The sequence below is a fragment of the Bacillus sp. MT94 genome (genome assembly GCF_058792475.1).
Genome location: NZ_JBXAEZ010000009.1, coordinates 108,818 through 131,870 on the forward strand (window position 1 = coordinate 108,818; position 23,053 = coordinate 131,870).

Below are 23,053 nucleotides of genomic sequence, written 5' to 3' on the forward strand. Positions count from 1 at the left end.
ATTGATGTGGACATATATATCAAAGTACATAGAACTAAGACAATGGTATAAATTTGAAAAGTCAAAATCCCTAAGTTAAGGGATTATATCTTTAATGTTATATCATTGAGTTGCTATTGGAATGAAAACTGGTAGGGATATTGCACCAGAGTTATTTACTCTCCAGTAACTTAAATTAGAAACCAGTCCTTGATTACTGTAGTAAAATTGTTGTCTTTTTAAAAGAATACTTAGATAAAAAAAGAAAACCCTATTGGTTAGCATTTAACGAGTAGAGTTTTCTTTGAAGTAGCACCTTTTACATGATAAATATTGAAGAGGGAAAACCCACTTAGAAAAACTTTTAAGCAGAAAAATAGACTAGTCTATTTTAATTTCTAATGGTCCCAGTATCTTTTATTTTGACGTGTGTCTTTACATTTATTTTAGCCTCTGCTAACGCTTGCAACCAATCTCCTTTTACTTTTTTCCACTCTTTATATTGAAATGCTCTAGCATATAGGGATAATCCGATTGGATCAATTTTATTCTGCTGTATTTCATACAACATATTTTGTAAATTATTATTAATTTCTTTTTGAATGGCACTTTTTAAATTATTTATATTTTTTTTATTATCATAGTGCCCCTTAATTAAATTCGCATTGGTTTTTTCTATTAAAGCTACATTAGCATATATATCGAGATTAAATACAAACTTTCCGTTTTGAAAATTAACAAATACCTTCCTTGTCGCGTTCTGTACGAAGATAGAAGTGTTTATTTTTTTGTTGGACTTTTTAGGAGGAAGCGCAAGGTGTAGTATCATTCGCCCGCTACTTTTTTGCTTATTTATAAGATTAAAAAATTTAACATCTTTTTTAGGGATATGAGTTAAATATTTCCCTTTTCGATTTAAAAATGCAATTCCTACTGTGTCGATTTCATTCTTTGTTTTTTTGATAATTGGAACAGCTTGCGTCATTCCTTCTTCATTTTGTTCTCTCATTAATTGTTGAATTGTAGAAGAGACGGATTGGTTATTTTGAATTGACGATTCAATTACACCATTTATATAAGATGAAAGTGATGGTTTACTAGGCTTATGAATTTTAAAAATTTCTTCTGCAGGTCCATCTACAAGTACTACTTTAGCATTAATGGTAGCGTAAGGATCACGGTAAGAAGAATCAAGCTCCTGCAACCAATTTGCTTCTTGCGCTAATTTTTTCCCAATTAAAATGATTTCAGCTTTGGAAGCTGTCATAAAGCCTGTTAACTTTGTATCTATCTTACTGAATCCAGTATATACAGTTGATGCTTGTGTCCAATGTTCTATAGTACTTTTTGGTTGTTTATGATGAAAGAGTGGTATGCTTGTTCCAACTTTTATGTCTCCATTAGGGGTTCTATCCAAGCCAATTAACAGGATTAATGAAACCTTCTCAAGAGGAATTCTCTGACTACAACCAATTATATATACACAACAAATTACAATCCATATCCATTTTCGAATCAAAGTTGTTTCCTCCTAGTAATCCAAGTAAAAAGAATACTGTAAGCGAAAAATAAGATTGGTAATAGAATAAAGAAAACGACATTTAAGATATCCATAAGAGAATATATAAACAAATATTGATCCACATCGGGATTTAGGAAAATAAATAGGCCAACTATAAGTAACATAAAAGCAAGTAGCGCCCAATTGCGGGCGTTTTTTTGAAGTGAAATGGTCACAGATTCAAAACTGAAAAATAAATACGGATATATTGTAGTGGAAAATACAATTAAATAGTAAGCGATATATATAATTTCTAATCGTTCCATGAAAGAAAAACGAACCCCTTTTAACAGATGAAATACTGGCCAGATTACATCTTTTATCCCTTCTGGACTAAAGTATATATAAGAAAGGATAGTAACATATAGATAGAAAAACATGGTTCCAGTATTCGCTATTAGTAGTCCTTTTATGGCTTTTTGTTTTTTTTGTAAGAATGGGTATATATAATATGCAATTTCTAGGCCAGCATAAGGAGTAATGGTTTCTTTTGTTGCCTTTACAATAGGGTATAATCCTTCTTTAAATATAGGTAGTAGGTGTAAAGGATTGTAGTTAGTCTTTAGTGAAAAAAGAAGAAATAGCGGCATCCAAGTAGTGAAGAAGAAAACAAGCATAGAATAACTAGTAAGAGCCCTTAACCCACTCAGGGCTAAAATAATAAAAGGTAATAGTAATAATATGGTGATTTGATAAGCAGGAGTGGAAGGGAATATCCACACTTTTACAATATCAGTTGCCTTTAATAAAGTATTAAATCCAGCAAAAAATAGATAAAAGGCATATGCAAGAAAAAGAATTGTCCCTATCCATTTACCAAAGTATGTTTTTAAGATTTGTGAGAAATTTTTGTTAGGATTTTTTTGTAACATTAATATAATAAATACACCGATTATAGAAGTAACTATCCATCCGAGAATGATCGAAATCCAGCCATCTGTACCAGCAGTAGTAGCAAGTGGGCTTGGCATAATTAACATACCAGATGCGAGTTGCAGCGAATGAATGAAAATAATAAATTCGAATAAAGTTACTTTTTGGAACTTAAGATTCCCCATGTTAACCACCTTCTTTTTTCTTTCTTTGTTTCGGCTGTCCTGTACTCGAGCGGGTGGTAATCATCGAAATAGGAAATCTTACAAAAGAATCTTTTAACTCTTGGAGACGAAATGGTGCGATTGGCATTCCGTATGGTGAACCATAGGAAGTTAGTGAAACAAAATGAGCAAATAAGAGCATTAATCCACTAACAATACCTACAATCCCATAAAAGTAAGCCAATAACATCATTGGAAAACGGATAAGGCGTATAGAACTTGATAAATCATAATTAGAAACAATAAATGAAGCAATGGCTGTAATAGATACGATAATAACCATAACGTTACTAACAAGACCAGCTTGAACAGCTGCCTGTCCAATTACAATCCCTCCAACGATTCCAATAGTTTGTCCAATTGGTTGTGGTAAGCGAATGCCAGCTTCACGTAGCATTTCTAGTGTAATTTCCATTATAAAAGCTTCCAATAAGGGGGAGAAAGGGACTTTGACTCTTGATGTTGCAATAGAAGTGTATAAGTCTATAGGAATAATTTCAAAGTGAAAAGAGACTATAGCAATATAAAATGCGGGTAAAAAAATAGCTATAATAAATCCTGCAAATCGTAATAAGCGAAAAAATGATGCGATGAGCCAATGAATATTATAGTCATCTGGGGTTTGAAAAAATCCAATCAAATTCATCGGAACAACCATTGCACCAGGGGATCTATCCATTAATACTGCTACTTTCCCATCAAGTATATGATTTGAAATGGCGTCTGGGCGCTCGCTTAAATACGCCTGTGGAAAAGGAGTCCAATTTTGATCTTTTGTATAATTAGATAGCTCTCCAATACTTAATACCGCATCTGTTTTGATTTTACAGATTCTGGTTTCAATTTCTTGGACTACATCTGCGTTTGCTACATCACCTAAGTAAATTAAATAGACTAAAGAAGTGGCTCTTTCTCCAATCGTCAGCTTTTTGATTTTTAACTCTGTAGAAGGAATATATCGACGGATAAGACCTATATTTTTTGTGGCATTTTCAATAAATCCATCATGGGATCCTTTTATAGTAACTTCTGAAATTGGCTCTTGAATTGCTCTCTCTGCCCAGCCTTTTGTATTTATTAGAAGTGAACGCTTTTCTCCCTCCATAAACAGTACACATTGCCCCTCAAGTAATCCTTCTTTAATTTCATTCCATGTATATACTATTTTGGTATGAGTAGCAATAATATTAGAATTAAATATTTGACTGTCTTCATTTACTTCTTGTAATAATGGTGTAACAACATTGGTTTTTAATGCAACACCATCTGTAAGGCCTTCGAAATAATATAGTAAAATATTCGTGTTTGTTTTTAATTGCAAAGGATGTTCAATTAAATCTGCACTAATATCAAAGATGTTATCTAATGTATTTTTAAGTTCTTTTAAGTTACTTGTTTGGATCTTTTCAATGGTTTTATCTGTCTTAGTTTCTAAGGTCTCTTCATTTAAGGACAAAATTGACACCTCTTTAATATATAACGATTAGTTGTATTTATTATTTTTATATGATTGAATTTTATTCACTAATTTAAACTAATTGGAGATAAGAATTAATAAATTTGATGTGCTATATTATTAATTCAATAATTGGGAGCAAAAAGCAGATGTAATTTGTGTGGAAATTTCAGTATTAAGATAGAATTGAAATTTGAATGATTATAATAAAAAGAGCCCTTGATAGGTTCTTTTTTTAGTTGGTAAATATGATGTCAACAATAGATGGCGATAAAGGTAGTAATTTAGATGTCTTTATGTTAATCTGCTAAATTTTGTAAGGAGAATTCTTTTTTTCATACCTTCATACTCAATGAAAAAGGATATTTCATTTATTTGGGTGTTCTAGTGTATTTTAATTTTGCGCACCAACAAATTTTGTTTAGGGACAAAATGCGTTTTCTTAATTATCAGAAAAAACAGTGCGACAAAATTCCTATTAATTATTTTGGTAGGTATCAAATATTTCTTTGACCTTATTTTCTTGATATTACCGTACGTTTATATGTTTCTAAGGGAAAGAAATACTTTCATTTTTATTACCATCTATTGTTTGATTAAGATGGTAACATGAAAGTGAAACGTTTACAACCAGAAAATAAAGAAAAAATATTAAAATACGACTTTTTTCGACAATCATTCTATGTTTATATTTCATTTTATTATAGGAAAAGGCGGGGGAAAGCGGACCTTTTCCTATAAAATGTTTTGTTGGAATTAGAAATAACTAAAAAAGTAATATTATCTTAAAATTAAAATGAAATTCAATGATAAGGTTATAATTGAATTTTTAAACCTCATGTGTATTGAAAGTATGGTCAAATCTTAATCCACGTTGCGTTTCTTCCTTTTGTAACTAGCTTAATATGGCCAAACACTTGCAAGGAATTTAAAGCCTTACTGATTGTACTTTCTGCAATGTCTGGATAAGTGTTACGAATACTTTCCTTAGTAAAGGGTTGTTTTTGTTTAAGTATAAAATCCTGAATTCTCTCAACTTTAGTATGTTTACATATAGAATCTAGAACTGTGTTATGTAGATCTTTGTAAGCCTCTAATATAATGGTTAAAAACGTTTTTAACCAAAAGCTATTATTATGTTCCTCGCAGTACCAATTCACCGAAGATTTATAAATCGAATTGTAATAATCAGATTCGTTTTTCTTAATATATTTATCCAAACATACATATTTTACAAATGTATGTCCACTCTTAATTAACAGCAATTGCATTAACATAAATGCCAGCCTGTTATTACCTTGATTGAAAGGGACTATGCAATAAAAATTTAATATAAAACGAGCTATTAATAAAAGTGAATGTAGCCCCTTACTAGTATTTAATGAGTTGTATTGATCACATAATTGCTCCATAAACCGTGGGATAAGTTCATGCGGAAGAATGCGGTAACTATTCAAGTGCATTCCATGTTCTGGAACTCCTGGAATAATAAAAGGTTTTTCACGCCATTTGGCACTGTCAGAGGTAATATAATGTATTAGTTGAAAATGTAATTCCTGTATAGTTGCTGGGTTAATTAATAAAGTACAGGAGTTTTTATGTACAAAAGAAAGTGTTTGATAATAGCAGAAAATAGCATCTTCAGAAATATTTTGAGGTACTATATCATCTAAAATAAGTTCTTTTAATCTTTTATTAGGAACTTTTATATCCTCATAAATAGTTGTGAAATTTTTTATGTAATGTAGTGGTATAGTTTTTTCTAAACTATTAAATATGTCAGGGTTTTGTTCCTGATAAGCAGCTAATTTTCCTTTGAATTCGCTAATTTCACTTATTAAATTGATTAACCTCCTTTTTAATTCAATATTTTTGTACTTATCATCAAAAAAGTCTCTCATTTTTGTTCCTCCTGTAACCCCTTAACACGTTGTTGCATATATCTTTCCATTCTAAAGGTATGCCACGAAATCATTGTAAAATAAAGATATTGTAGGTCTGATTTTGAATATATATATCAGAATCTATATTTTTATTTAACAATTAAAATGTGGAAATTATAAAGAAGAATCGTTACGATTCAATTTTAATAGGCATAATCCTAACATCAAATGCAAAAATGTACAATAAAAAAATATAAAATATAAAACTATCAAATCTTTTGAAAGATTATCTAAAAGAGTTTTAAGAAGTTGTAGGTATAGATGTTCTTTGGTTTAGGAGTAAATAATAAAGCGATAATAAAGTTTTCATAGGTAATTAAAAAGTAGATAGACTATTAATTTGTGACAATTACGTGCCTAATCTATCATATGCTTTTATGAGAATTCTAAAATTAAATCCTAACGAGCTGAATTTTCTATATTTAGCATAAATATTAGGGAGGCGTGCTGATGAAATGTATCATTTTATATAGAAATATGTAACGTTTAACACTCGTATTGTAAAATATTTTGACATACGTTAATTTAAATATTAGGTACAGGAACATTTAATAAAAACTCAGTACTAAAATACCCTTTAAACGTTTCACCCTAAGAACTTTTCTCAAGCACACTGAAGTTCATCCTTTGTTTCTGTGCCTTATTAGATAAAAATAACACAATAAATTATTAGAATGTGATAGTTAAAATTGTATTTTTAAATCTTTTCTATTTTTAAACCTTTTCTCTTTTCTTAAACATTAACAATTTCTTGATAATCTGTTTAAAGTAAGGAAATACAGGATAGAAAATAGCTATTAATAAAGAAAATACAGTTAAGCTAGATACCTTAAGTTATTTTATAAGTAATTAAGCGTTAGTTTGAATTAGTAGGGGTATTATATGTGTTTTAACCTCAAGTGTATATGTTTAAGGTTAAAGAATTTGTGAGTGGTATAAAAGTAGCGGAAGTCTGGAAGAAACGGATATAATCGGTTTCTTCTAGACTTTTTTGCTTTTTGTAATATAAAAAATTTATTTTTCCTACATGAGGAATTTTTTTGTTTTAATATTTGAATTTTTTGTGAAATTAAATGAAGTTTTTATTCTTCTTTTAATACATAATGTTACAAAATTGCTTAATTGTATTTACTTTATTTTTATAGGAGATTAAAAATAATAATAAATGTACCAATTTATGAGAGATATTAATATATTAATTGACGATTTGTTCGTTTATCCCTATATTGCTATTATATTAGCGAAAGCAATATATTGGGGGGACAAAAATGAAATTGAAATTAACATCTAAATTGGAAAGATTAAGAACAAGTAAAAAGGGGATTGGTGCTTGTGTTTTGGCTGCAGGCATGACAGCAATCACAATGACTCCTCAAAGTGCGTATGCACACGGGTTTGTTGAAAAGCCGAGTAGTCGTGCTGCTTTATGTAGTCAGAATTATGGGGCATTAAATTTAAATTGTGGAAATGTAATGTATGAACCTCAAAGTCTAGAAGCACCTAAAGGGTTTCCCGATGGTGGACCGATTGATGGTAAAATCGCTTCGGCAGGAGGACTATTTGGAGGAACTCTTGACCAACAAACAACAAATCGTTGGTTCAAAAACACAATTAAGGGTGGAGAAAATACATTTACATGGAAATATACAGCAGCACATTCTACAAGTAAATGGCATTATTACATTACAAAAAAAGGATGGGATCCTAATAAACCATTAACACGTGCGGAATTAGAACCAATTGGAACTGTAAAACATGACGGTTCGGCCGCATCAAATAATTTAACACATACAATTAATGTACCAACTGATCGTAATGGTTATCATGTTATTTTAGCTGTATGGGATGTAGCAGATACGTCAAATGCCTTTTATAATGTAATTGATGTAAATTTAGTAAATAATGAAACACCTGATACAGTAGCTCCAAGTCAACCAACTGAATTAAATGCCTCTAAAGTTTCTGCCAATAGTGTTGAAATAACATGGAAGGCCTCTACTGATAATATAGGTGTAAAAGAATATCAAGTGTTACGTAATGGAGAAGTAATTAATACGGTACCAGGTACAACTTTTATTGATAAAAAACTAAAAGCAGATACGGAATATACTTATACAATAAAGGCATTAGACTCTGCTGGAAACATATCAAAAGAAAGTGAAAAACTAAAGGTTAAGACAACACATGCAATCCCAGATATAGAGGCTCCAGCTCAACCAAAAGGATTACATAGTATGGGTACAACGGCGACAACTGTTGATTTGATGTGGAGTCCGTCAGAAGATAATGTAGGTGTTGACCATTATATTGTATATAGAGAAAGCGCTGGGGTTATGAATAAAATTGGGACGGCGGCTAATACATCCTTTATGGATAAAGATTTGAAGGCTAATACATCGTATAAATATGTAGTGACGGCGGTTGATTTAGCTGGAAATGAATCTAGTAGAAGTGATGTTTTGAATGTAACAACAAAGTTAGAGGATTCCGCATATGAAAAATGGGATGCAAGAAAAGCATATACTAAAGGTGATAGAGTAATACATGAGGGGAAAGTGTACGAAGCGGTTCAAAATCATCAAGGAAATGGCGACTCAAATTGGATTTTTGCTTTATCGCTTTGGAAGCCAGTTTTGAATAAATGATAAGCTGAAAAAGGTAGTTAACAAATTTGGATTGCTCTTTAAAAATTAAGGGCTGTTTCAAATATAATTATCTAATGGATTAAATAATATGTTAATAAAGTGAAATTTTAATCAGTGAAGGTTTTGTTCATCCCCCACTGATTATCATCCCTCACCAATCGGGCTTTTACGGGCGCCCGTTAATGCGGGATAAAATTTAAACGCCATCCTAATGTTTACGAAATGAAATTAAAAAAGAATCCCAATGGAATTCCATTGGGATTCTTTTTTTTTAATTTGTAATAGCGTATATTTTCACTGTGAATTTTCTAGTGGCACCAATTGGACTTGCAATATAATATTTAGTATTTGTGTAAGCTTCAGTCCTAGATTCATGTGAAATATTTTTCCAACGAGTAGAATCTATTCCTAGGGAAACATCAATCATTACATTGAAAGAAATAGTAGAAGGATAATCTTTTTCTGAAGGCTCAATAACCCATTTTAATTCTTTGGTACCTACAGGTAAACTATCAATTTTAAAGTTTTGGCTGGATCGATTTTGTTGCCCTGATAAAGGACTAGATTCAGATGATATTTGTGAAATTAATATTTCTTTTTCATTTGAATGTATACCATTTAATTTAATGATACTATCAATTAAACCTGGACCGGGAAAATCAGCTGCGATGATACCAGAATGTTTAATTGCGCCTTGTTGTAAGAGTTCGGTCCCAAGTGTATTCATCCCCCCATAGTATACTTGTCCGTTTCTATCACGAGGGAAATCACTCCACGCATTAGTGGAATTCGTTTGAATCAATTTAGGACTACTGTCAGTATTCCTGCTCTCTTTTCCGCTTGCAACAAACCAAGGATATACATTATTTAAAAATGCGGCTGCGCCTCCCGTACCACTAAAATGGTTGAGATAAATTTTTCCATTATTAAAATTAATATTTGTATTTTGTAGATGGTTTTTTATCGCAATCCATTTTGTATATATTTCGTCTGGTCCGCTTCCAATTTCAAATTTATCTTGTATATTTAAACCTTCGTAATCAATCCCGTACAATTGAGCGGATGTAAAGTTTTGTAAGATTACAATTTTTCCGCGGGTATCTCCTAAAGTAGGGTTATTTCTATCTGAAGTTGGTACGGAATTAGGATCCCAAAAATATGAAGCATTAACGTTTTTATATTTTAAAAATATCTCCTCAAATGATAGAGATCCACTTTCAGGATTAGTTTCTTCTTTTAAGCGCATTAATATTGTTTCTGTTGGATGATCTTTTAAAAATTGAATGGTCTCTTTTAATACATCTTCAAACACTGCTTTTTGATTTACAACGCCATGATACATTGCAAAAGAATCTTTTACACGTTTAACACGCATATCTACATATCGAATTCCGGAATTTAATTGTTGGGATAAACTCATAGTTTGATTTCTTGTCAAATTTTCATCAAGAAAACTCGCCCCATGTAAAGCCATCGTACCGTGAGTCCCTGGAATAGATATTTCACTTATTTTTGTTGAACCTTCTATTTTCGACATCCACGATGGATTTTGATACCCTATATTGGATTCATAGGAGTAACCTGGATGACTATCAGCTAAAATAGTAGATGGTGTACTTAAACTTGCTAGTGTAATACAAGTAAGGATGCTAATTTTAAAGAAATTTCTCATTTTTATTTTGTTCATTTTTTCTCTCCTGACCTTTAAACAATTGTTAGATGATTTTTTACTATATTTATTGTTTTTCATTCTTAAGATAATAAATTTTTGTATTTAAAAATAATTAACAATAGGAGGAGTAAGTTATTTGAGACTTTAATAATTTTTTATTATAAATTGTCCCTAATAGCCAAGCGGATTCTTGAAAACTCGAAGTATAGCCTCCAAAAAACAACTGTTTATCGTATTGAATACAAACAAAACAGAAGTCCTAAAAAAGACTTCTATTTTGTGACATATAATGAATGATAAGGTGGTAAACAAATCAAGATAATGTGATTGAGTGGTAAAAATTTATTAATAGCTGTTTTAGAATCTCTTATAACAAGGCTGATTACAAAAAGCGGATCTCTACACTGCTAATAAAAATTGAAAAATTCTACTCATTAAAACTTAGACTAACTACAGTTGCAATTGATTGGGCTGCATGTTCCCAGCTTCCATCTATAACTTTACCAATCTGCTGACCAAGTGTATTTAAATCATTTGGATTAACTGGAATTCCATTATACGCAGCAAGAATTGATAAAAGTGGAGCAGCAAATGGTGTCCAACCACCTCTATCAATATTAAATACAGGTTTATCTAGTACCTTTCCATCTTGTACTGTAAACTCATAATAAAATTGATCATCTGGACGAAAACTTAAATGATGAGAGATTTGCCCCTTAACATATTTTTTTCCTGCACCTAGATTTACTACTTCTATTTCCTTTACATTAAATTCATGTTCAAATACTTTGATTTTTTTGACTTCTGGACCATTTAAGGCAGCTTGAACGGCTGTTTCCAAATTGTTTTGTGCAAAAGGTTGAATACTTAATTGTGCCTCTTTTTGTTGAATAGGAGCCTCCTTTTCTGCAGCAAACACCGAGGTAGTAGGTAGTGCACCTGTAGCTAACGTAGCTGCAAGTGCCGTTGTCATCATGATTTTTCGTTTCATCTTCATAGTTTTCCTTCCTCTCTTAAAGTTATGATATATAATTTTTTAAGATTGACACGGTACAATTTTTTTCATAATGCACGCAAAAAACTGGTTTAAGAACTATGTGAAAAACGTGTCGGAAAATTAAAATTAATTATATATGTATTTTAAATGATATATATCTACACGTATTTTTTCAATTTTTAGATAAATTAAACAGTAATTACTGCATAAGAGTCAATTTAGTACTTTATTTATCTATACACTTCCTATAAACACATTTAGTTCATAGTAAAAGTAATATATTTGATATTAAATGTCTTGCATAATGCGATAAAATTTCACAATTTTTTATCAATATATACAGAAAAAAAGTAACGAAACTTAAGTGATATTTAATACTTTTCATATTTGTGAAGTATGTGAATTTGCCTATTGTAACATCTAAGATGTTAGATGTTGTTTTTTAAACATTACTTATCCGGATTCATGAAAAGTATTTTAATATATTATATTTATTTTATATAACAATATATAGTTTTAGTGTTAAAACTAAAATATGGAAGTAACATAGGGGATTTACGCATATAGTAATGTTGATGGTGAAATTGACAAAAATTTCATTTAAATCAGATAAATCTATGATGTTTTTAACTTATAATAATGTTACTACGATGAAAAAATGGCTACTAATTAGTTAATTTAAAAATCAATTTTAGATAGGAAGAGGATAATGAAGACCAGAGATACTTATAAAATTATTGTAATTGGTGCTGGGACTGCAGGAATATCTTCTACTGCACATTTATTAAGAAATATCCCCCTATTGAAAGAAAGTATAGCGATTATTGATCCGTCAAAAAAACATTATTTTCAGCCACTATGGAGTTTAGTGGGGGGAGGAATTGTTTCAAAGGAAAGTACAATGCGTGATCAAGAATCGCTTATTCCAAAAGGGGCAACGTGGATCCCTAAAAGTGTTGTTAAGTTATTTCCGGATGAAAATAAGATACTGTTAGATGACGGACTGCTGCTTGAGTATGAAATTCTTATTGTAGCAGCTGGTATACAAATAAATTGGGAAGGTATTAAAGGCTTAAAAGAATCTATTGGGACTAATGGGGTATGTAGCAATTATTCTTATACATATGTTGATTCTACTTGGAGAGAAATCGAAAAATTTAAAGGAGGAAATGCGCTTTTTACCCACCCTAATACTCCTATTAAATGCGGTGGTGCTCCACAAAAAATTATGTATTTAGCAGAGGAGTATTTTTGTAATAGTGGTGTAAGAAACAGAAGTGAAGTAATGTTTTATTCTGCAAACAGTAACATCTTTCAGGTTCCGCGATATGCAAATACTTTAGAACAAGTACTAGAAAGAAAGCAAATTATAACGAACTATAATAAAAACTTAGTAGAGATTATCGCTGAAAAAAGAGAAGCAATTTTTGAAGATATGCAAACAATGAAAAGAGAAACAGTACCATATAGTATGATACATGTTGTTCCACCAATGGGACCACCTAACTTTATCAAAGAAAGTGAGATAAGTGATCATCAGGGCTGGGTAGATATAAGTCCTTATACTTTGCAGCATGTACAGTATAAGAATATTTTCGGACTTGGAGATTGTACCAATTTACCTACCTCTAAAACTGGAGCAGCAATTCGAAAGCAAATACCTGTCTTAAAACAAAATATTATGGACGTACTTAACGGAAGAGACTTGCAGGCTAAATATGATGGATATACATCATGTCCGATTGTTACAGGATATAAAAGTCTTATACTCGCTGAATTTAACTATGAACATGAGCCACAAGAAACGTTTCCATTTAATCAAGCGAAAGAACGGTATAGTATGTTTTTACTTAAAAGATATATGTTGCCATATATGTATTGGAATTTAATGTTGAAAGGGATTATGTAAGGAAAGATAGAGAGTAGTTGTAAAAATTGAAAAGTAATTTGAAATAAGTATTCGGAGGGAATAGTTATGCTTTTAAAATATTTTTATGATGAAAAATTAGCTCATGCTTCCTATTTAGTTGGTTGTCAGAAGAAAGGCGTAGCAATTGTTATTGATCCTAGCCGCTATATAGAACAATATATAGAATTTGCTAAGAAAGAGGGGATGGAAGTAATTGCTGCGGCTGAGACTCATATTCATGCCGATTTTCTTTCTGGGTCTAGAGAACTTTCTTATCTTTATCATGCAAATTTATATGTATCTGATGAAGGAGATTGTGATTGGAAATATCAATATCTTAACGAAGGTCGATACAAATTAGTTAATGAAGGCACAGAGTTTAAAGTAGGTCATATAAAATTTAATGTAATTCACACCCCAGGGCATACGCCTGAAAGTATCTCTTTTTTAGTAACTGATACAAGTCAAAATAATTTTACGAATGATAAACCGATAGGGATTTTCACAGGTGACTTTATATTTGTAGGAGATATGGGAAGACCTGATTTATTAGAAACAGCTGTTGGTATGAAAGATACAGCACAAATAGGAGCGAAACAATTATTTGATTCTATACAAAAAGTAAAAATACTCCCTGATTATTTGCAAATATGGCCATCACATGGTGCAGGAAGCGCATGCGGAAAAGCATTAGGAGCAATTCCAACTTCTACATTAGGTTATGAAAAGATGTTCAATTGGGCATTTCAATGTAATGAAGAAAGTGATTTTGTATCGATTTTATTGACGGGACAGCCAGAGCCTCCAAAGTATTTTTCATTAATGAAGAATTTAAATAAGTATGGTCCTCCAATTCGTAAGAAGAGAAAGATTACTACTATTAATACAGTAGAAGAACTCCAAGAAGTTATGAGGAGTGTTCAGCAAATAGTTGATATAAGGGATGTAGAGAGTTTTGCTTCTGGTCACATTGAAAAATCAATTAACATACCTTATAACAATTCTTTTACAACTTGGTGTGGATGGTTACTAGATTATAAAACAGAGACTTTAATCATTCTAGATGAGGAAAAGGTTAAAGTGGAGGAAGTCATTAGGGACTTTGAATCTATTGGGCTAGATAATATTGTTGCTTTTGTACCTTTAAAAGTAATAAAAAAATTTGATATATTAGAAAGTTACAAGGAAAAAACATCAATTGAATTATATCGGCATATAAAAGATAGAAGTGTTAAGGTTATCGATGTGCGTAGTAAAAAAGAGTGGGAGGAAGGACACCTTCATGATGCAATACATATTACTTTAGGTAATCTATTTGAGAAGATAGATTCTATACCAAAAGATTGCCCAATAGTTTTACAATGTCGAACCGGGTTGCGTTCAGCTATAGCAGCTAGCATTTTACAAAAAGCTGGTATAAAGGAAGTAGTGAATTTAAAGGGGGGATTTATTGCATGGAAAAAAGAAGGGCTTCCTTATACAACATGCAATCTCAACGCGTAGGAAAATATTATATGACAGGTAAGAATAATTAAAAGAAGTTATAGATGACGTGTTAGACAAGGAAAGCATAATTGTTGCAGCTTCAGGAAATACATTAGGATTATTAATTGATTATCCAGTTAAATATGAAAATGTAATGTTTGTTTCAGCATTAAAGAATTTGACATTGGATCCATCTTTTATCGAATGGCAGTGTTGGAAGTACTTAGGTATTATCAATAAGAACCCAATCAAAAATTCTCTTGGATGCAAGAGAATTTTTTTATTGGGAATAGTAAGGGGGAGGGGAGGTGCATTACATATGGGAAAAGGTAGAAGTAATAATGCTGGTAAAAAGCAACCGAATTTTGATGATTCATCTAATTTTGCTAAACAAAGCCAACCGACAGAAAAGAAGAAGAAATAAGAACAGGAGCTCTCTTGATAAAGGGAGCTCCTGTTAAAAGTGGATTGACGTTTCAGAATAACATATCGATGGATTAACCCAATAGCCATAAATACAAGGTTTTAATTTTTACGAAGGGCACCTAATTTAATATTATTGTCCCGCTTTTTTATACTTATTGATGCGTTAAATCCATTTGAGATGCTCCTTAATGGCGTTGGGCGTGACCTTAATTAAAATTTTTTAAACCTAATGGGACTTACCATTAAGAGGGCGAGGATTAAAGTAATCCATGCATTACTATATGAAAACAATGCCATACCAGCCAATGATAATCCTGCAGCTGGAATAGGTAATCCCTTAAAATATCCAATAGTTGGTTTAATACTAAATTTAGCTAATCTTAAAGCACCCATTGTTGGGAATAGGATAAATGCCAAAGAAGTTAAAATAGAAGGTGTTGCTATCGTATGAAATAAAAGCGCAGGAGCGACGCCGAAACTAACAATATCAGCTAAGGAATCCAATTCTACGCCAAACTCACTGTTCACTTTTAATTTTCTCGCAATTCTTCCATCAAGAAAATCTAAAACAGCTGAAAAGAAAATGAAAATGGAGGCTACTCCCAAATATTCATTCATATTCAAGGTGATTGAGAAAACGCCGCACAATAAATTTCCAATCGTAAATAAATTCGGTATGATTTTTACAAGCTGATTAAACAAGTTTGTTCCTCCTAAATTAATTAAACTTCACATTTCTGTAGCAATTTCTATATATTCTTCCGTTATTCTTAAAAATATATGACCACTGTATTACTGTAAGCTAATTAAATTTCGATAAGAGAAAAATTGATTTCTTAAACGTTCCGCTGGTTTATAAAAATGTTTAATCATTTTCAGTACGCGTTATTGAATATTAGCACTTGATAGTTGATATTTCGAGTAGTCAGGGATTTTCCGGTTCTGGTGCAAAAAATTCAAGGTAATTAAAAATAATCTCTAAAAAGGAGACATAATGATACTATTATTTTAAAAAGGTTCGTGGTTGGTATCGAATATAAAAAAATTGGAATTTTTATATAAAAAGCACCCAAAAGGGTGCCTTTTGTACCTCTTAAAATGACTGAAGATGCGTTTACTTGAGTTCATTAGATAGTTAGAGGTTGATAGACTATCTTTAACGAAAATGTTGCGTAGTTCATCTACATTATATATCGATTTAATAATGAACGGGGATTTAGAAAGTTCCAAGGAAAGTACATATCAACCTGATTGGAAGATTGGAAATTTAATAACTGGTGATACATTTTACTTAACGCAATATTTTGGTGCGCAAATGAAAATTTTTAAAGTCCACACAAATGGTACCCTAGAACGATTTCAAACAATAGAACCAGAATTAAAATAAAATTTTTGCAGGATCAATTAAATTCATTCCTTGTTATGCAAACACATTTTCAGCAGAAATAACTTCATCACTATTTTGCGCTAGACAGACTTTATAAAAAATGGTTACATTTCCTGATCTTGAAATAATCCTCTCAAATTGCAATTCTACTTTTTTTGCAAATTTTACTGCATCAACAATATTTGTAGAAGTAAATGCTACAAAAGTTTTTCAAATGAAATTTATAAAAGCTTGATAGGCAATACCAAGGGAAAAGACCGTAGCTACCATATGTGCAGTCCATTTAGGCATATTTAAATTTAATACGGTATTGTACAAGATTCCATATACGATACAAATGATTAATACAAATGCAATGAATTGAAGAGCTAACAAAAATAGTGGTTGATCCATTTATTCTCACTTCCTTTGTTTAATATATTAATATAATTTATTTGAAAGTAGAAGTTTTATTTCTATAAAGTTCCAAAAATGTGATGTGAAAGGGATATTAGTAATCACAAGAATTGATGCAACTATGATGTAACTAAAAATAGTATTACAAAATCAATAAAATAGTAAAGAAGGTCGCCATTCACGGCGACCTTCTTTACTATGCGTTATACCCAAATAATTTTAAATCTTCTCCAGACCCTGAAATGATTTTCTCAAAGCGTAATCCTACTTTTTCTAAAAGCTTTCCTGAGGCGATGTTATCTATAGAAGTAATTGCTACAATTCGTTTCATGCCGAGCTTTTGTACACCGTATTCGATTATTGCAGAAGCTGACTCGTAGCCATATCCTTTTGAACGGAATGTTTCTAAAAAGGCAAATCCGATATCAACGTCTTCTAATGAATCTCTTTTAATAAGGCCACACATACCAAGTGGAGTGAGATCTTCTTTTCGTTCTACTAAGTAAAGGCCAAATCCGAGTTTGTTATACATATCGATGGGACCGTTTACAATATAATTTTTTGCATCTTCTAAGTTTCTAACCCCTTTGTCACCGATAAACTGAATCCATGCAGGATCGTTTACTAACTCAAGAATAAAAGAAGCGTCTTTTATATCAAACCAACGAAGATTTAGACGTTCGGTTTCAAGAACTATCAATTATTACACCACCTTTAAAAAGTTATAACAATTAGTATGGATTGTGTAAAACAAAAGTGCAACATATTTTAATGGGGGTGTTTGTTCACATAAAGTTCGTTTGTTTTGTATAGAGAGATATTTTATAATTAGGATTGATTGTAAAGAGTGAGATACTTATACAATGACTCCTAGGTGACTAGGAGTTTTTACTATATAACTATCATTATTACTAAATATGACACACTACACATTCTACTCAAGGAGGTACATAATGAAGAAATTATATAATGCATCGTTTACGTATTTGATTATCGGTTTATTATCAGGGATTTTCGCTAGGGAGTATGGTAAGTATAAAGGGATTTTAGGATCTACTTTGTTAAATCTTTTGCATACACATACACTTGTACTTGGCTTTTTCTTCTTTTTAATTGCTTTAGGATTAGCAAAAGTATTCGCGTTTCATGAAGTGAAAGGGTTTAATAAGTGGTTTGTTTTACATAACATTGCATTAACATTAATGTTAGGTTCGCTAGCAGTGAGAGGGCTTCTTCAGTTAAATGGAGCTGACTTTAAAGGGTTAACTTATATTGTAGGGTTTTCTCATTCGTTGATGGCAGTTACTTTAATTTGGTTTATGTTGTTAATAAAGAAATCGTTTAAAATGTAGTGAAAAAGAACTTGTAGCGTGTGCTGCGGGTTCTTTTTTGTATGTTCAGGTTAAATAATCTTATTTTTCTAATTATTTTGTATAAAGATGGTATACTTGTTTTAAAATTAAAAAGGAGAGTTGATTATGGAAATAACAATTGAACATGTAGTAAATGAATTAAGAGGCATACTTCCTGAAGATCGAGTAGTAATAAATATGACAGTACGAGAGTTACATAGTAAAGATGAATCTTACCACGTTAGTAGTTTACCTGATGTAGTTGTTTTTCCAAAAACGACCGAAGAAGTTAGCACGATAATGAAAATAGCGAGTCAGCACGGAACAGCTGTCGTTCCATTTGGAGTAGGATCCAGTTTAGAGGGACATGTAATTCCTTACGAAAAAGGAATTACAATGGACTTTTCTCTTATGAACAAAATACTTGAAATAAGAGAAAAGGATTTTCTTGTGAGAGTACAGCCAGGGGTGACGCGCTCTCAGCTTAATAAAGAATTGAAAAAGTATGGATTATTTTTTAGTGTAGACCCAGGAGCTGATGCAACGTTAGGAGGAATGGCTGCTACAAATGCGAGCGGAACGACAGCGGTAAAGTATGGTGTAATGCGTGATCAAGTTCGAGATTTAGAAGTCGTTCTTGCTGATGGAGGAGTAATACATACCGGGAATTTAGCGGCGAAGTCATCATCAGGTTATCATTTAAATGGTATTTTCGTAGGATCAGAAGGAACACTTGGATGTTTCACGGAGTTAACTTTAAAAGTATACGGTATACCAGAACATGTTATGGCTGCGAGGGCATCGTTTCCAACTATAAATGATGCAGTAGAAGCTGTAATTAACATATTACAAGCAGGTATTCCAATCGCGAGAATTGAACTCGTTGATGAATTATCTATGAAACAAGTAAATTATTATAATGAAACAAGTTACAGAGAAGAACCGACACTGTTTTTAGAGTTTCACGGCAATGAAGCAGGGTTAAAGCAAGATATTGAATTTACGAAAGAAATCGTTCTTGATCATAAATGTATAGAAATTACGTTTGAGACGGAAACAGCAGCGAGAAATAAACTGTGGGATGCAAGACATAACTTAGCGTACTCTTACGTGCATAGTTATCCTGGTAAAAAGCTAATGAGTACAGACGTATGTGTGCCAATTTCGGAATTAGCTGGAGCGATTCAACATGCGAAAGAGGTATTAGATAAAGTAGGGCTTATTGGCGGTATTCTAGGTCATGTTGGAGATGGGAATTTCCATGTACTCTTAATGATTGACACAAATGATAAAGAGGAAGTAAAGAAGGCGGACGAAATAAACGAAAGTATCGTTCTGTATGCTCTTAAACGAGGAGGAACGTGTACAGGAGAACATGGCGTTGGAATCGGAAAACGAAAGTATCAAGAAGAAGAACATGGGGCGGCATTATTTGTAATGGAGAAAATAAAGAAAGCTCTTGATCCGCAAAATATTTTGAATCCGAATAAGGTGTTTCAATTAAAAGATAGGGGCTGATTGGATGAAAGTACTAGAAGCGATAAGTAATATAGCTGGAAAGTATTTTGCATTTTGGACCGGCTGCTGCACTCCCAAGTGTATTAGCGGCAGTATGGCATAACATTGCAGGGCCAATATTAGCAACCATCTGGTCAAAAAATGCAAAGAACACTTTCAGCGATGAAAATGTATCAATAAATATAGAAAAATAGGAATGATAAATAATGCAAAAACGTATTGTACATTTTGAAGGAATGGTTGTATTTTTAGCCACGATTTATATGTATTCGATATATGAGTTTAGTTGGATTATATTTTTTGTATTCCTTTTAGCGCCGGATTTATCCATGTTAGCGTATGGGATCAATAATCACGTTGGTGCGAAAATATATAATGTATGTCACACATATATCATATCCATATTAATTGTTCTAATAGGTGTCTATTTTAAGATAGATACCGTTATAATGATTGGCTTAATATGGACAGCACATATTGGAATGGATCGAATGTTTGGATATGGATTGAAATATGAGACGGATTTTAAGGATACTCATATTCAACGGTTATAATTTGTTTTGAGAAGAGGGGTACGTTGAAGCAGAGAATTGCTATCGAAGAATATAATGTCAAATGGGAAAGTGAATTTAATAAAATACACACTCTTATTAACAATGTAATGGAAGACAGCATTGTATCTATTGAACATGTTGGGAGTACATCTGTTAAAGGGCTTGCATCAAAACCAATACTAGATATTGATGTTATAATAGAAGAGTTCGAAATTTTTTATGAGGTAGTAAAAAAACTTGAGAAGATAGGGTACTATCATCAGTTAGAATGGAGATTTAAAGGCAGAGAGGCGTTTTGAAGAAAGGATGCGTTAGTTCCATGGAACGAGGGAAATACAGTTTGGATGGAACATCATTTATATGTGTGTGATAAAAATAGTGAAGAGTTGAGAAGGCATATAGCGTTTCGAGATTACCTTCGTGAACATGACGATGTTGCTGCTGAATATGGACGTTTAAAGGAAGAGTTAGCGAGAGAGACGAAAAATCGATCTAGTTATATTGAAGGTAAGACCGTATTTATTACAAATATATTAGAAAAAATAAACTAAGGCAGCATGGAATACATGCTGCCTATTCTTTTGAAATAGAAAGCTGCCATTATAAAACAAATACAAACTGGCCCTGTTGATTGATGCGGTTACTAAATATAATAGGAAATAAAATAGAAAAGAGTGGAAAAGAGGGAGCTTATGTACATACCAAAATATTTCGCAATACAAGATGAAGAGATGAAGTACGAAATAATGGAACAAAATAGCTTTGCGACATTATTTTCTCAACATAACGGAGAACCATATGCAACGCACTTGCCGTTGTTGCTAAATAGGGAAACTCTTACTTTACATGGTCACTTCGCACGACCGAATGAACAGTGGAAAGATATTGGGACTCAGCAAGTACTAGCTATATTTCAAGGACCACATAGTTATATCTCTCCGTCATGGTATGAAACAAACAATGCAGTACCAACATGGAATTACGTTGCAGTGCATGTATACGGTGAATTAGAAATTGTTGAAGATGAGAAGACATTAGTAGATTCTCTTCAAGATTTAGTAAATAAATATGAAGATCCAGAGAGCACCTACTCACTTAATGATGTAGATCCAAATTATATGGGAGGATTAAGTAAGGGAATAGTTGGATTCAAAATAAAGATAAATAAAATAGAAGGAAAAGCGAAGTTAAGTCAAAATCATTCTGTAGAGAGACGAAATTTAGTTGTGGAGAAACTTGAGAAAGTTGGTAGTGAGGGGAGTAAGAGGATTGCGGAGTTGATGAGAAAATAAAGTCTACATGAAAGGAAAATATTCTAAATAAGCGTATTTAAAAAGACCTTCTTAATTGAAGGTCTTCCGTTTTTTAAAGTGCTTTTTCAGTTGTTGTTGAGTTGTAGTCTTTACTTACGTCAACGGATTGAACAAGGTCAGGTCTTTGGGGTGCAGGGGTGTCCCCAATGTTTAATGCTACATATCCTAACTGTGTTTTCGGTGTTTCTGAGGTGAAGCTTAATCCAAGAGTTGTGATGCTAATAACAGCTAAGCCAATGATGCTCAATTTAATCTTTTTCATTATATCAAAGCTCCCTTTTCTTCATGTTTTTTTCTTGCTTGATTGGCCATGTAAAAGTATTGACTAGCTTTTATATGGTCTTCTTTTTCATAAAACATATTTGCTAGAACATCAGTGTACTCTTGTATACATTCCAAAAGGTTTTCTGTTTTAAAGTAAGAAATTCCTTCCAAAATTATCATTTCTAAATCATTTATAGAAGTTTTATTATTTAGTTCTCTTAAAATCATGAAACGATATTGAAACTCTTTGTTTTCTAGTTTATTTGAGATGTTTAATCCTTTTTTTATAAGTTCTTTAGCCTGGGTATATTCTCCAAGCTTGTAGTATTCACGTGCTTCAACAAAAAGTGCTTTAAAGTGATTTGGTTGCTTAGTTGTAACCTCTGAAATATGACGCATTGCTAACTCTGAAAGGTTTTGACTTGCATATAGCCAAGCTAAATTATGTCGTACTCTTAATGATAAAGTCTCCTCTGAATACTTCTGTAGAATATTTAATGCTGAATCAAGTCTAATTTCAGCTTGTTCAAACTGTTTTAAATCAATACAAGATAAACCAAAGATGTTATCACACAAAGCAACATTAATTTCGCAGTTTATATGTTTTGAAAAAATCGCTTTAGCTTCATTTGCAGATTGGATTGCTACTAGTGGTTGATATGTTTGATAATAATAGGAAGCTAAGCGGTAGTTAAATTCAGCATTCTCTAGTTCGTCAGATACGTGTATTAGCAGCTTTTTAGCGTTCTCGAAAAGGTGTTTTGCTGTATTGTAGTTTCCAATAATTGTATTGTGAATAGCCTTAAAAAAATGATAATAATAAGAAAATAGCCCATTCTCTGGAAGTGGGAAAGAATCAATTTTATTAAAATCATCTTTATTAATATTTAAACCATCTGTTAAAATTTTGTATCTGAAATTAAAAAGTGAATAATACAATTGTAGGTTTGTATCTTCTTCTGAATTAGAGATGATATTTTCAATATCTTTTTTTATTTTTGTTGCATGGGTAGTTTGATGTTGTAACATAGCTCTATACCAGTCATTAAATAATTTTGTAATTTGTTCATTACCTTGTAGTTGAACGTTCATGAAATCC

At 31.8% G+C, this 23,053-nt stretch carries 20 protein-coding genes and 2 pseudogenes; 11 read left to right on the top strand and 11 right to left on the bottom strand.

Going from position 1 to position 23,053, the window contains the following annotated elements:
- Positions 1-370: 370 nt before the first annotated feature.
- From AC1Q51_RS24995 to AC1Q51_RS25010, 4 genes are all read right to left on the bottom strand, one after another.
- Positions 371-1,498: a Ger(x)C family spore germination protein gene (locus AC1Q51_RS24995; protein WP_000619978.1), complete on the bottom strand. Its 1,128-nt coding sequence runs from the start codon at positions 1,496-1,498 to the stop codon at positions 371-373.
- The gene (locus tag AC1Q51_RS25000) at positions 1,495-2,598 is read right to left on the bottom strand and encodes a GerAB/ArcD/ProY family transporter (protein WP_000527368.1); all 1,104 of its coding nucleotides are present in this window, start codon (positions 2,596-2,598) and stop codon (positions 1,495-1,497) included. Before AC1Q51_RS25000 ends, AC1Q51_RS24995 begins: the two co-directional genes overlap by 4 nt.
- Before the next feature lies 1 nt (position 2,599).
- The gene (locus AC1Q51_RS25005; protein ID WP_000055701.1) at positions 2,600-4,093 is read right to left on the bottom strand and encodes a spore germination protein; all 1,494 of its coding nucleotides are present in this window, start codon (positions 4,091-4,093) and stop codon (positions 2,600-2,602) included.
- An 857-nt stretch (positions 4,094-4,950) separates the two neighbouring features.
- Positions 4,951-5,994: a Fic family protein gene (locus AC1Q51_RS25010; protein WP_001204217.1), complete on the bottom strand. Its 1,044-nt coding sequence runs from the start codon at positions 5,992-5,994 to the stop codon at positions 4,951-4,953.
- 1,310 nt (positions 5,995-7,304) lie between these two features.
- On the opposite strand from AC1Q51_RS25010, the gene AC1Q51_RS25015 reads away from it, so the two are divergent.
- The gene (locus AC1Q51_RS25015; protein WP_025966609.1) at positions 7,305-8,681 is read left to right on the top strand and encodes a lytic polysaccharide monooxygenase; all 1,377 of its coding nucleotides are present in this window, start codon (positions 7,305-7,307) and stop codon (positions 8,679-8,681) included.
- Positions 8,682-8,952: 271 nt separating this feature from the next.
- Here the strand turns inward: AC1Q51_RS25015 and AC1Q51_RS25020 are convergent, their stop codons facing one another.
- Positions 8,953-10,368: a phosphatidylinositol-specific phospholipase C gene (locus AC1Q51_RS25020; RefSeq protein WP_065229160.1), complete on the bottom strand. Its 1,416-nt coding sequence runs from the start codon at positions 10,366-10,368 to the stop codon at positions 8,953-8,955.
- 412 nt (positions 10,369-10,780) lie between these two features.
- Complete coding sequence (locus AC1Q51_RS25025) at positions 10,781-11,350, bottom strand: methyltransferase (RefSeq protein ID WP_090977465.1); 570 nt, start codon at positions 11,348-11,350, stop codon at positions 10,781-10,783.
- Between the two features lie 709 nt (positions 11,351-12,059).
- On the opposite strand from AC1Q51_RS25025, the gene AC1Q51_RS25030 reads away from it, so the two are divergent.
- From AC1Q51_RS25030 to AC1Q51_RS25040, 3 genes are all read left to right on the top strand, one after another.
- Positions 12,060-13,259 (top strand): FAD/NAD(P)-binding oxidoreductase, encoded by a 1,200-nt coding sequence (locus AC1Q51_RS25030; protein WP_061661125.1) that lies wholly within the window; start codon positions 12,060-12,062, stop codon positions 13,257-13,259.
- 66 nt (positions 13,260-13,325) lie between these two features.
- Complete coding sequence (locus AC1Q51_RS25035) at positions 13,326-14,762, top strand: MBL fold metallo-hydrolase (RefSeq protein ID WP_492331786.1); 1,437 nt, start codon at positions 13,326-13,328, stop codon at positions 14,760-14,762.
- Between the two features lie 49 nt (positions 14,763-14,811).
- On the top strand, positions 14,812-15,168 hold the full coding sequence (locus AC1Q51_RS25040) for a hypothetical protein (protein ID WP_225988587.1): 357 nt from the start codon (positions 14,812-14,814) through the stop codon (positions 15,166-15,168).
- Positions 15,169-15,380: 212 nt separating this feature from the next.
- Here AC1Q51_RS25040 and pssA read toward each other — a convergent pair whose 3' ends face one another.
- On the bottom strand, positions 15,381-15,872 hold the full coding sequence (gene pssA, locus AC1Q51_RS25045) for a CDP-diacylglycerol--serine O-phosphatidyltransferase (RefSeq protein WP_071714627.1): 492 nt from the start codon (positions 15,870-15,872) through the stop codon (positions 15,381-15,383).
- A gap of 502 nt (positions 15,873-16,374) precedes the next feature.
- Here pssA and AC1Q51_RS25050 point away from each other — a divergent pair.
- Entirely contained in the window at positions 16,375-16,557 is a 183-nt protein-coding gene (locus tag AC1Q51_RS25050) for a DUF5065 family protein (protein ID WP_043352867.1), read from the top strand.
- Between the two features lie 210 nt (positions 16,558-16,767).
- On the opposite strand, the gene AC1Q51_RS25055 is transcribed toward AC1Q51_RS25050, so the two are convergent.
- Both AC1Q51_RS25055 and AC1Q51_RS25060 read right to left on the bottom strand, forming a co-directional pair.
- Positions 16,768-16,950 (bottom strand): hypothetical protein, encoded by a 183-nt coding sequence (locus AC1Q51_RS25055; protein WP_071714626.1) that lies wholly within the window; start codon positions 16,948-16,950, stop codon positions 16,768-16,770.
- A 199-nt stretch (positions 16,951-17,149) separates the two neighbouring features.
- On the bottom strand, positions 17,150-17,653 hold the full coding sequence (locus AC1Q51_RS25060) for a GNAT family N-acetyltransferase (RefSeq protein ID WP_016512486.1): 504 nt from the start codon (positions 17,651-17,653) through the stop codon (positions 17,150-17,152).
- Positions 17,654-17,906: 253 nt separating this feature from the next.
- Here AC1Q51_RS25060 and AC1Q51_RS25065 point away from each other — a divergent pair, with 253 nt between their 5' ends.
- The 6 genes and pseudogenes from AC1Q51_RS25065 to AC1Q51_RS25090 all read left to right on the top strand — a co-directional run bounded on the left by AC1Q51_RS25065 (position 17,907) and on the right by AC1Q51_RS25090 (position 21,669).
- Positions 17,907-18,305: a DUF2871 family protein gene (locus AC1Q51_RS25065; RefSeq protein ID WP_016512487.1), complete on the top strand. Its 399-nt coding sequence runs from the start codon at positions 17,907-17,909 to the stop codon at positions 18,303-18,305.
- A 126-nt stretch (positions 18,306-18,431) separates the two neighbouring features.
- The gene (locus AC1Q51_RS25070) at positions 18,432-19,823 is read left to right on the top strand and encodes an FAD-binding oxidoreductase (protein ID WP_016512488.1); all 1,392 of its coding nucleotides are present in this window, start codon (positions 18,432-18,434) and stop codon (positions 19,821-19,823) included.
- Between the two features lie 50 nt (positions 19,824-19,873).
- Positions 19,874-20,017 (top strand): annotated as a pseudogene (locus tag AC1Q51_RS25075) (bile acid:sodium symporter family protein); the annotation flags it as partial.
- 12 nt (positions 20,018-20,029) lie between these two features.
- Positions 20,030-20,377 carry a DUF4260 domain-containing protein gene (locus AC1Q51_RS25080; RefSeq protein ID WP_001172063.1) on the top strand — a complete coding sequence of 116 codons (348 nt, stop codon included), beginning with the start codon at positions 20,030-20,032 and terminating at the stop codon, positions 20,375-20,377.
- A 23-nt stretch (positions 20,378-20,400) separates the two neighbouring features.
- Positions 20,401-20,928: pseudogene (locus AC1Q51_RS25085) on the top strand (GrpB family protein).
- A gap of 141 nt (positions 20,929-21,069) precedes the next feature.
- On the top strand, positions 21,070-21,669 hold the full coding sequence (locus tag AC1Q51_RS25090) for an FMN-binding negative transcriptional regulator (protein WP_016512491.1): 600 nt from the start codon (positions 21,070-21,072) through the stop codon (positions 21,667-21,669).
- Positions 21,670-21,742: 73 nt separating this feature from the next.
- Here AC1Q51_RS25090 and AC1Q51_RS25095 read toward each other — a convergent pair whose 3' ends face one another.
- Positions 21,743-21,952, bottom strand: a complete 210-nt coding sequence (locus AC1Q51_RS25095; RefSeq protein ID WP_000721431.1) for a hypothetical protein — start codon at positions 21,950-21,952, stop codon at positions 21,743-21,745.
- Complete coding sequence (locus AC1Q51_RS25100; protein WP_065229156.1) at positions 21,952-23,046, bottom strand: response regulator aspartate phosphatase; 1,095 nt, start codon at positions 23,044-23,046, stop codon at positions 21,952-21,954. The genes AC1Q51_RS25095 and AC1Q51_RS25100 overlap by 1 nt, the downstream gene beginning before the upstream one ends.
- Positions 23,047-23,053 lie beyond the last annotated feature (7 nt).